Genomic DNA, 10,280 nt, shown 5'->3' with positions numbered 1-10,280 from the left:
CAGTTTAACCTGCCCATTCCTCAACCGATTTTTCTCTAAGATGTCATTTTTACCCGAATTTTTCTTTTTTCTCGGTCTTAATCCCTAACCAACTCCCGACTAATTTCATCCCCTTCTCGTGCTACTTGGCGTACTACAAGTTGAAGTGCGGAATGTGGGTTAGAAGGCGATCGCAGAATTTACGGCTGAAAACGAAGGTTTTGGAGAGATTGGACTCGCGCAATCGTTTCAAAATCGCGATCGTTGTGAACCAAAAGTAAATTATTCTCCAGTGCAGCTTGAGCAATACAGCAATCGATGGGGCTGCGAACAGTTAATCCTTGACGGCGGAGATCGTAATAAATCCGTGCAGCCGCTTGCCAGGAAGAAGAGGTGAGTTCAACGTAATCTTGTCCTTCAAGATAGGTAGAGAGAATCGCCCATTCTCGCTCGTCCGAGCTGCCTTGAAGCAATTCAAGCTGAGTGAAGCGGGTCAGGAACACATCACGACCCGCGATGAAGCTTTCAAGCTGTTGGCGAACTCGGCCGCTGCGATCTCGAAACAGGCTAATCCAAACAGATGTGTCAATTAGCAGCACGATGAATCTCACGAAGCGCCTTATAGTCAAAGTCTGGAGTCAACTGAATCTGTCCGGCGAGGTCGAGAAGGTTTTTCTTACGTCGCGATTTCACCAGTTCTTGCAGAGCGAAGTTTATCAGTTCTTCTCGATCGCTCAGATTCGTGAGTTGACAGGCTTCGTCGAGAAGGACTTCGTCGAGGTTTACTGTAATTTTCATGGTTCCACGACAGAACAGTAGAGTTTGGAATCCGAACAACTCCAGTTTAGACCTTAGCTTTTCGGTGAAGAGGGGCGAAAAAGGTGACTGTGACTGGGACTGTAAAGCTGCGATCGCGCCTCGGCTCGAGCCTCCAACGCCGGACTAATCACATAAAGTACCGTGCGATCGAATCCCGTTTCTCGAGTCGTGGCAGCCATCCCATCCAACCGCCTCAAATGAATCTGTTCGTCCGGCCAGCCCAACCGATAACATAACGCAACTGGCGTGTCCGGCGGATAATGCGCCAAGAGCTTATCCTGCGCGTCTGGGGCGTGGCGAGCGCTGAGATAGAGACAGAGGGAAGCACGGTGCGCCGCCAAACTCGCCAAATCCTCGTCGCCTGGAACGTCCGTGCGACCCTGTACCCGCGTGAGAATGATGCTTTGAACGAGTTTCGGGACAGTTAACTCCACTTGCAAACGCGCCGCCGCCAGTTGAAACGCACTGACCCCCGGCACGATTTCAAAGGCCATCTCATGTTTCAACAAAAACGCCGTCAACTCGTGCAGCGCCCCATACAAACAAGGATCGCCATCTTGCAGGCGGACAACCCGCTGACCCCGTTCCACTCGCTCCCGTAACATGGGCAACCAGGTTTCCAAGGTATGGGAACGGGTATCGATACAGTCTGCGGTGGGGCGACAGTGTTGTAGCATCTGAGTCGGAACCAGAGACCCGGTGTAGAAGACTGTATCGGCTTGCGCCAGCAGGTTTTGACCCCGGACGGTAATTAAATCGGGGTCGCCGGGGCCCGCTCCAATGATTTGGACGGGGAATCGCTCGGTGGTTGGGGTGGGGATTGATGGATTCACGATGGCAAAAAATAGGGAACGGGGAACGGCTCTCAAACTTGCGGTGATTTACGACGAAGCGCCGACGCTATACCCTCTCGGGGTGATGATATGTCCTCGATGTAAGAAGGTGCTGGAATTTCCGATTAACAGGACTGTCAGCATATCGATTTGCGTCACATCGACTTCTTCCAGGGTCAGACATTGCACCGATTCCCCCGGACGGTAGAGGGAACGGGCGATCGCAACGGGAGTTTGGGACGATCGCCAACGACGAAAAATCTCCAAGGCGATTTCAATACCCTCCGTTCGAGTGCGCGATCGCGGATTGTACAACGCCACGACGAAATCCGCCCTCGCCGCCGCCTCCAACCGCTTCTCGATAACTTCCCAAGGGGTCATCAAATTAGAGAGGGAAATGGCACAGAAATCGTGCATTAAAGGCGCACCAACCCGAGCCGCCACCGCTTGCAGGGCGGTAATTCCAGGCATTACTTCTACGCTGGGCGATCGCCCGTCCCAGTGGTTTTGAGCCAGACATTCCAACACCAACCCCGCCATACCGTAAATCCCGCAGTCCCCCGAGGACACCATACCCACGGTTAACCCTTGTTGAGCCAAGGCCACAGCCCGTTCGGCCCGTTGTACCTCCTGGGTAATTTGGCTGGCTTCGACGATTTGATTGGGGTGAAACAGCGGACGCAGCAAGTCTAAATACAAACCGTAGCCGAGGACGACATCGCAGTCGAGGAGTGCCGAACGAGCGGCGGCGGTGAGTTGGTTGAGGGAACCGGGGCCAGACCCGATGAGGTAGAGATGGCCGCGACGGGGATTGTATTCTCGAGACGCGCGAGCTACGGCGATCGTACAAGCGCCCCCATCGCCTTTAAACACCTGTTTCGTCACCAGCAACTCTTGACTCTGGGCGGAGAGTAACGCCGCCGCTTCTGCGACAGATGGGGTTCCCACGGCTTGCTCGACGACTTCTGAGGGGTTGGGGACGGACGGTTGACTGAGTTCGTCGGCGTTGAAGAAGCGTCGCGGCCAGTGGTAGCGATCGCCCAGGGTTTGAAATGCCACTTCGTCCTGTTTGAGAGCGATCGAGGCGATCCCCGCGACGGACTCCCAAGCCAATCCGCGATCGCGCAAAACCTGACGAATACTGGCTTCGATAAACTCCGCTGCCGTCCCCCGCTCGCAGCCCAAACCCAGCCAGAGCGTCCGGGGATGCCAGCACACCCGCGATCGCCCGGTTTTTTCTTCGTTCTCCTCGGGAGGAAGGCGATCGGAAATCCAGAGTTGGGGTAACGAGTCATCCTCGACATCGAAGCGAAACGGATGTCCTTCGGGTAACATTTGTTGCCACAGGGACTCGCCGCAGGCTTGCTTGACAGAAATAGGTTTTTGCTGTGTAATGAACGCCGCAATTTTAGTCCAATCCCCTCGTCCTCGCTGCCAGCCGTAGGGACGACCCAACAAATCTAACGCGGGTAACTGTTGCCCTTCTGAAGCAGAGGTGACGACCGGCTCGGCTCCCAAAACCGCCGCACATCGCCGGGTTAGCGCGTCGGCTCCTCCCAGATGTCCGCCGCTGACGCTGACGACAAATTGTCCCGTTTCAGCGATCGCCACCACCCCCGGATCGGTCGCTTTCTGCTGTAGCAGCGGCGCAATTAAGCGAACCACCGCCCCCACGGGAAGCACAAATATCAGTTGCGTGGCTCGCGTCCAGCATTCAGCCACCACGGGAGCCAGAGAATCGCGGTAAGTTTTGACAGGGCGATCGCCTGGTGGAGCGATCGAATCCAGGGTACTTTCCCGCGTCCAGAGTTCCTGAAACGGAAGTCCGTCCCAAAGCTGTAACCCCAAGCGATAGCCGACTGGGGTGGGTGCAATGAAGACAATCCCCCCGTAGCCCCCCTTGGATAAGGGAGGTTGGGGGTCAGAAAAGTTAGAAACAATAGTCACGGCGACGCACGATTAAGATTGAAAAATAAGGCGGTTTGTAGTTCTCGAGGGAGACCAAATTGGGATAGATTTTTTCCTGGCTCGACCCCACCCATTCCACCAAACTCGACTGTTCCAGCAATTCCGCCGCCGCCAGTTGTTGCCAAACCTCCGCGAAGACGGACGCCACTTTCATCAACACGACCACTTCCGCCCACTCAAGGGTCTGTTTGAGTTCGCTGACATCGTAAAGTGCGGGGAGAACGGCGATTTTCTCCGCCGCCAGAGACAGGGGCATTTCGAGCGCAGCAGCGGCGGCGAGGGGAGAACAGACCCCCGGAACCGTGGTAATTTCCACGCCAGGCGCGAGTTCGCGAACCGCTTGGGCGACGTAACTAAAGGTACTGTAGAAACTGGCATCGCCTTCGGTAATGAAAGCGACATCTTGCCCTCGCGCTAAATGAGACACTAGGGTTTCTCCGGCAGCTTTCCAGGCTTGTTGAAGTTGCACTGCATCGCGCACGAAGGGCAGATGTAGGGGAACGAGGGGCTGTTCTGGGAGCAGATGGGAACGGACGATATTGTACGCCATACCCGGTTCGCCTTGGCGGTTCTGGGGACAAGCCACAACATCGACGGTCTGGAGAATTTTCAATCCTTTGAGGGTCAGCCATTCTCCATTTCCAGGGCCGACGCCAACGCCCCAAAGACGACCGTAAGCAGGGAGTGGGGAACGGGGAACGGGGAACGAGGAACGGGGAACAGTTTCTTCCTTGTCTCCCCTGCTCCCTTGCTCCCCTGCTCCCTTGCTCCCCCTCTCCCTCTCTCCCCCTCTCCCCCTCTCCCCTTCTAAATCGGCGGTTCGCGACGCTTGTAAGAGAATCACCGGGTTTAAGGGGACGAATCGAGTGGTTTCGGTGGTTGCTAAAGTGGTCGATCGCGCCAAATTAACCTGCAACAGTCGGACTGTCCAACCCAACTCTCGTAACTGCTGTTTTGCCAGCATACAGGTTTCCAGGGTGGCAAAATGAGCCACTAAAATTCCCCCAGATCGCAATCGCTGACAGCAGGTTTTGAGAATCGCGGGAATATCTTTTCCGCCGCCGCCGAGAACCACGCGATCGGGGTCGGGTAACGACGTTAAAGCCTCCGGTGCGACGCCAGCGACGGGATACACCCGAGAACAGCCGAAGCGATCGCAGTTTTGCCGAATCAGGCTCGATCCCGCCTCGGTTTTCTCCACCGCATAGATATCTGCATCGGGGACGAGACGAGCAATTTCGATCGCCATCGACCCCGTACCCGACCCCACATCCCAGACGGTGATACCGGGAACTAATCGAAGCTGAGACAAAGACAGGGCGCGAACTTCCTGTTTCGTCATCAACCCCGGTCGATCGCCAAACGTATGAAAATCGGCGTCGGCGATACCGAACAAGGGCTGAGGCGAAATTGGTTCGGACGGTTCGGCTTCCAAAACAACGACGTTGGGAGACGGAAACGTCCGTTCCACCGCCGCTTCTACAGAAACGGACTGAATTTGCTCCCGTTCGCCGCCGAGATGACTGCACACCCACATTTGATACTGAACGGGAAGGCGCAAATCTCGAATCAGACGGGCGATTTCCCCCGGTGTATGGGTGAAGTCCGTCAGAACGGCTAGGGGCGATCGCCCTTGTTTCAAGGCTTCTTCAAGACGCAGGGGATCGCGACCGTGTACGCTGACGATGGTAGCCGACTGCCAAGGGATACCCAAGCGACTGAACGCCAGTTGGACGGAACTCACCTGTGGATAAAACCGCAAACATCGGCGATCGAACCGTTCGGTCAGCAAACGCCCTAAACCGTAAAACAGCGGGTCGCCACTGGTCAAAACTGCCACCGATTGCGTGTTTAAGAGTTCCGCGACGCGATCGAGCCACGCCCCGATGTCGCTTCCCAGGGGCAGTTTCCGAGCCGGATAGTCTGCCACCGCTTCCAGGTGAGACGCACTTCCGCCAATGATTTCAGCTTGCTCCAAACAAGCTCGCACTGGCGGACTCAGACCCGCGATGCCGTCTGCACCGAGGCCGATAACGTGGAGGAGGTGGGGAGGATGCGATCGAAGCACAGTTAAGGAGTTTGCCAAGCGCGTTGGTGATAGTCTTCAGCCTCGGGGTAGAGGTCTGGAATGCCATGATATAACGCTTGTCCGTTCTCTGTTGACTCGTGATGGTGATGGTGGTGATGGTCGTGGTGATGGTGGTGATGGTGGCCGTGGCCGTTGCTGCTGACAGCTTGACGGAACTTGCAGGTATAGCAGTTCATCGCCACCTGTCCGGTTTGGGCTTCTCGCTCGCGATCGCGAATCAGCTCAAACAACACGGGATCGGCACCAATCACTGATAGGCTCTGAATTTCAACGTCAGGGCGATCGGCTTGTTGCGTCTCGGCGACGGTTTGAATGCGTTTGGCGAGAACTCCATCAAACAGCAAATGAGGAATCACGATAATGCGATCGGGTTTCCAAGCCATCGCTCGCTCGAAACCGCGTTCGAGACGGGGATGGGTAATGCCAGTAAAGCAAACTTCTAAATCCAGATAGCCGCTACCTTCCCACAACATCCGAGCCAGTTTGTAAACGTCCCCGTTGGCGTCGGGATCGGAGGCGCCGCGACCTACAAACAACAGTACCGTTTTGTCTCGAGGAACGCAACTTTCGCGATCGGCTTGTTCGAGACGCTGTTTCCAGAGTTCCAACCAACGCAGAGACACCCCAAAATGACGGCCGTAGTGTAGCGTCAACTCAGGATGGCGTTGGACGGCGCGATCGAGTTCGTTGGTCACGTCAAATTTACTGTGACGGGCAGCAAACAGCAAGACGGGTAAGACCGTGAGTTCGTGATAACCCATTTCGACGCAGCGATCGATCCCGTCTTGCACCAGCGGATCGGTCAATTCCAGAAAACAGGGAACCACGGGACGGCTCGCATCGTAGGCTTGAAACCGCTCGGCAAAATCGAGAAATGCCTGACGACCATCCGCATCGCGCGTACCGTGACCCAACAGCAACAGAGGATTAGCTTGATTCATATTCAGTCTCTCAGTATCCTAACCTTTGTGCAACGCAGAGATAGAGTACAGTGGTTACAGAAAAGGGAGCAAAGCCCACGTCTTTTAAGCGTGGGACGAACGCGTCGGAGCTTTTCAGCTCCGAGACCAAGTCGCCGCCGTTACAGGAATCTGCGTCCTGCGGCGGTGATAAAAAAAAGAAAGTCCAATTTTAGACTACAATCATTCGAGCATTCGGTCACAGTGATGCTCAACCTCACTTACCAGTACAAGCTCGATCTAACCAAGCAGCAGCAACAGACCTATGACGAGTGGCTAGAAACCTCTCGTCGGGTTTGGAACTATGCTTTAGCAGAGCGCAAAGACTGGTACAAGTCGAGAGCCTGTCCCATCGATCGATGCTCTCTTCGAGGTGAGTACATTATTCCCCCCGACGCGCCCCGACCCAGTTTTTCGAGTCAATGCAAAGCCTTAACCCAAGCTCGAAAAGTCTATCCCGAGTTAGCTTTGGCTCACTCTCAGATATCCCCCCAACCCCCCTTGGGAAGGGGGGCTACGGGGGGATTGCGACGTTTAGAAAAAGCCTTTGTCTCAATGTGGGAGAGAGGACACGGATTCCCCAGATTCAAGAAACCGGGGAGATTGCGCTCCCTGTTGTTCCCACAGTTGGGAAAAGACCCCGTTCGGGGAAACCGAGTCAAGCTCCCTGGAGTGGGATGGGTGAAAATGCGGCTCTCACGAGCGATTCCCGAAGGCTTCGTCGTCAAACGAGCCACTGTGGTCAAGCGAGCTTCCGGGTGGTACGTGATGCTAACCCTTCAGTGCGATATTGAAGTTCCCGACATCACACCCCACGGGGAAGCGTTAGGAATTGACGTAGGATTGAGCAACTATCTGGCCACCTCTGCTGGTGAGTTAGTGCCAAGACCCCGATTCTTTGTAGACCTCCAGAGCAAGCTGAAATTGCTGCAACAGAGAGTGTCTCAAAAGGTTAAAGGGTCAAATAACTGGCGCAAGGCTCACTATAAGGTTGCCAAACTTCACGAATACATCCGCAACTGTCGTCAGGATTTCTTCTACAAACTGGCTCACCATCTCTGCGACGGTGTAGGGATGGTGTTTGCTGAGAAGCTCAACTTCAAAGCCTGGGCGAGAGGAATGTTCTCAAAGCATACTCTCGATGCAGCTCACGGTGAGTTTTTGAGGATCCTGAAGTGGGTGTGCTGGAAGCGCGGCGTCTTCTACGCGGAAGTGGACGCGAAGGGAACCAGCCAAATTTGTCCCAGTTGTGGTACGAATACAGGAAAAAAAGAGCTTTCAGTTCGCGTTCATCAGTGTCCTGAGTGCGGCTATACCACAGATAGAGATATAGCCGCCGCGCAGGTGGTCGTGCAGCGTGGACTTGCAACCGTCGGGCAGACGGTCAAGATGCTTGGCGAGGGGTTAAGCGTAGGCTCCCCTTAGACCCAAGAATCCCACGAATAGAATTCGTGGGAGTGTCAAGTTAGCATCGGGGATAGCCTGGAAAACATAAAGGTTTGTCGATCGCACGCTGCTAACGCCCCATGATTTGCCGAGCGATCGCCGGTTCCCGTAACATCTTCAGCAGTCGCCGAACTATCGTTTTTTAAGCTTTTGTACGAAATGCCGATTCCAACCCTGGTGGTGGGGGGAACCCACAGCGGCGTGGGCAAAACCTCCGTCGCGATCGCGCTAATGCGTGCTTTTTCCACTCGAGGAATGCAGGTACAGCCGTTTAAGGTCGGGCCGGATTTTATCGACCCCGGACACCATCAGAACGCCACAGGGCGCGTCTGTCACAATCTCGATGGATGGATGTTGAGTCGATCGCAGAATCGAGAGATTTTCGAGGAAGCCTGTCAGGGGGCAGATTTGGCGATCGTCGAAGGCGTTATGGGACTGTTTGACGGATTCGGGGCTGAGTCTGAAGCCGGAAGTACCGCTGAGATGGCGAAGTGGCTGGGAGCGGCTGTCATCTTGGTGATTAACGCCAAAGCTCTCGGACGCAGTGCGGCGGCTTTAATTTCTGGATATGCGGGTTTCGATCCGGCGTTGAACCTGGCGGGGGTCATCTGTAACCAGATTGGGAGTTCTTCTCACCTCGATCGCATTCGATCGGCGGTATCTCAAACGGTGAAAATTCCCATCCTCGGGGGACTTCCACGCACGGAAGGCGTCAGCATTCCCGAACGTCATTTAGGGCTGTGGCGAGCCGCCGAGGACGATTTAGCAAACGGGGATTACATGAAATCGCTGGCTCAGCTTGTCGAAGAGAACCTCGATCTCGAAGCTTTACTGCACGTTGCCAAATCTGCGCGATCGCCCCATCTCAATTCCGATTCTCTCAATTTATCTGAAATCGGGGAAAGGTCGAAATCCCAAGTCGCTGAAACCGAGATCTCCTCTTCCTCTCCCGTCCGCATTGGCGTCGCTCGCGATCGCGCGTTTTGCTTTTACTATGCCGTCAATCTCAGCTTACTCGAGCGATCGGGGGCAGAGTTAATCCCCTTTTCGCCCCTAGAAGATTCTCTTCCCGAGGATTTAGACGGACTTTATATCGGTGGCGGTTATCCCGAACTCTACGCCGCGAAACTCTCGGAAAATCAGAGTTTGCGTCGAGCGATCGCGGCATTTTGCCAGTCGGGGCGTCCGGTTTACGCTGAATGTGGCGGGTTAATGTATCTCGCTCAGGGATTGCTGGAATCAGAGCGATCGCCTTATCCGTTTGTGGGCGTTCTCCCCTTCTGGACGACGATGGGAAAACGGGTCAAATTGGGCTATCGCCAGGCTGAAGTCATGGGTTCGACGGGCTTTTTCCCAAAACAAGGCAAAATTCGCGGACATCGCTTTCATTATTCCGATATCGTCGATGCAGCGGGTAATCTATTAGACCTCAACCCTCGCAACTCCGCCGATTCGGTCATAGAGTTCGATTACCGATTGCAAGGCTGGGGCGATCGCCTGGAGTGGGAAGGATATCGCATCGGTAACGTTCTCGCCAGCTACGTCCACTTACACTTTGGCAGCAATCCGGCGTTTCCCCAACAGTTCGTCTGCTATTGTCGAGAGCGATCGCTGTAAGCTGCGATTGTTATTTACCGCTTGTCAAGTTCTGTTTGCGGGGTGCATCTCAATTTCGTAGCATGACCCCTCCGCGCCTCGACTGAGCTCGCCGAACGTCCTCCGGCACCTCCCCGAACTCGCGGGGAGGATGGGTGGGGTTGCGATCGCCAAAGTGAGACGCACCCGGCTATAGCTGTTACGGTAAGCGAACTTCCGAACAGTTTTCAAAAACAGCAACGTCCTTTAAGCGACGTTGTCAGAGAACATGAAATTTCTGTCTTGGTTAGCCTGCTTATAACGGTACTTAAACAAATTTCAAGCCCAAACCAAGCCAAAACGCGCTTTGTGAGCGGCAAACAGGTCTCGATTCTCGTTCAGCCATGCCACAAAACGAAAAGACATGGCTGTCCGAAAAGCCTCTAAAGCATCTACAAAAGTTTCCAAAGGTTGGTTCGCCCACTTCCTTCGTAAACCGCCCGTCAACTTATGCCAAAGGATAAAAGTGTAGGCACAAAATACCAAAATTAAATGCCGCTGTAAACTCTTCAAACCTCTCGCCTGGCATTCCCTCCAACCCAACCATCCTTT

At 54.6% G+C, this 10,280-nt stretch carries 9 protein-coding genes and 1 pseudogene; 2 read left to right on the top strand and 8 right to left on the bottom strand.

The genetic code is table 11. The features are described 5' to 3' along the window. Positions 1-179: 179 nt before the first annotated feature. The 6 genes from vapC to GEI7105_RS0119240 are packed head-to-tail and all read right to left on the bottom strand — an operon-like array spanning position 180 to position 6,629. Positions 180-578: a type II toxin-antitoxin system VapC family toxin gene (vapC, locus tag GEI7105_RS0119270; RefSeq protein WP_017662066.1), complete on the bottom strand. Its 399-nt coding sequence runs from the start codon at positions 576-578 to the stop codon at positions 180-182. Beyond that, complete coding sequence (locus tag GEI7105_RS0119265) at positions 565-777, bottom strand: type II toxin-antitoxin system VapB family antitoxin (RefSeq protein ID WP_017662065.1); 213 nt, start codon at positions 775-777, stop codon at positions 565-567. The genes vapC and GEI7105_RS0119265 overlap by 14 nt, the downstream gene beginning before the upstream one ends. 53 nt (positions 778-830) lie before the next feature. After that, positions 831-1,631 carry a precorrin-4 C(11)-methyltransferase gene (cobM, locus tag GEI7105_RS0119260; protein ID WP_017662064.1) on the bottom strand — a complete coding sequence of 267 codons (801 nt, stop codon included), beginning with the start codon at positions 1,629-1,631 and terminating at the stop codon, positions 831-833. 48 nt (positions 1,632-1,679) lie between these two features. Next, positions 1,680-3,578: a precorrin-3B C(17)-methyltransferase gene (gene cobJ, locus GEI7105_RS31430; RefSeq protein ID WP_017662063.1), complete on the bottom strand. Its 1,899-nt coding sequence runs from the start codon at positions 3,576-3,578 to the stop codon at positions 1,680-1,682. After that, the gene (locus GEI7105_RS40035; RefSeq protein ID WP_017662062.1) at positions 3,562-5,667 is read right to left on the bottom strand and encodes a bifunctional cobalt-precorrin-7 (C(5))-methyltransferase/cobalt-precorrin-6B (C(15))-methyltransferase; all 2,106 of its coding nucleotides are present in this window, start codon (positions 5,665-5,667) and stop codon (positions 3,562-3,564) included. The genes cobJ and GEI7105_RS40035 overlap by 17 nt, the downstream gene beginning before the upstream one ends. 2 nt (positions 5,668-5,669) lie before the next feature. After that, positions 5,670-6,629 carry a sirohydrochlorin chelatase gene (locus tag GEI7105_RS0119240; protein WP_017662061.1) on the bottom strand — a complete coding sequence of 320 codons (960 nt, stop codon included), beginning with the start codon at positions 6,627-6,629 and terminating at the stop codon, positions 5,670-5,672. Between the two features lie 225 nt (positions 6,630-6,854). Between GEI7105_RS0119240 and GEI7105_RS0119235 the strand changes: the two genes are divergently transcribed. After that, positions 6,855-8,072, top strand: coding sequence for an RNA-guided endonuclease InsQ/TnpB family protein (locus GEI7105_RS0119235; RefSeq protein ID WP_017662060.1), 1,218 nt, complete (start codon positions 6,855-6,857; stop codon positions 8,070-8,072). A 35-nt stretch (positions 8,073-8,107) separates the two neighbouring features. Here the strand turns inward: GEI7105_RS0119235 and GEI7105_RS39520 are convergent, their stop codons facing one another. Then, on the bottom strand, positions 8,108-8,341 hold the full coding sequence (locus GEI7105_RS39520) for a hypothetical protein (protein ID WP_218959083.1): 234 nt from the start codon (positions 8,339-8,341) through the stop codon (positions 8,108-8,110). Here GEI7105_RS39520 and GEI7105_RS0119230 point away from each other — a divergent pair. Beyond that, positions 8,253-9,710, top strand: a complete 1,458-nt coding sequence (locus GEI7105_RS0119230) for a cobyrinic acid a,c-diamide synthase CobB (protein WP_017662059.1) — start codon at positions 8,253-8,255, stop codon at positions 9,708-9,710. The two genes, GEI7105_RS39520 and GEI7105_RS0119230, sit on opposite strands and share 89 nt — an antisense overlap. A gap of 297 nt (positions 9,711-10,007) precedes the next feature. Here the strand turns inward: GEI7105_RS0119230 and GEI7105_RS37605 are convergent. Then, positions 10,008-10,280: pseudogene (locus GEI7105_RS37605) on the bottom strand (IS701 family transposase); the annotation flags it as partial.

This window comes from Baaleninema simplex PCC 7105, assembly GCF_000332355.1.
Lineage (GTDB): Bacteria > Cyanobacteriota > Cyanobacteriia > Cyanobacteriales > Geitlerinemataceae > Baaleninema > Baaleninema simplex.
The sequence above is the reverse complement of the archived record's forward strand: the minus strand, read 5'-3'. Positions and strand labels throughout refer to the sequence as shown.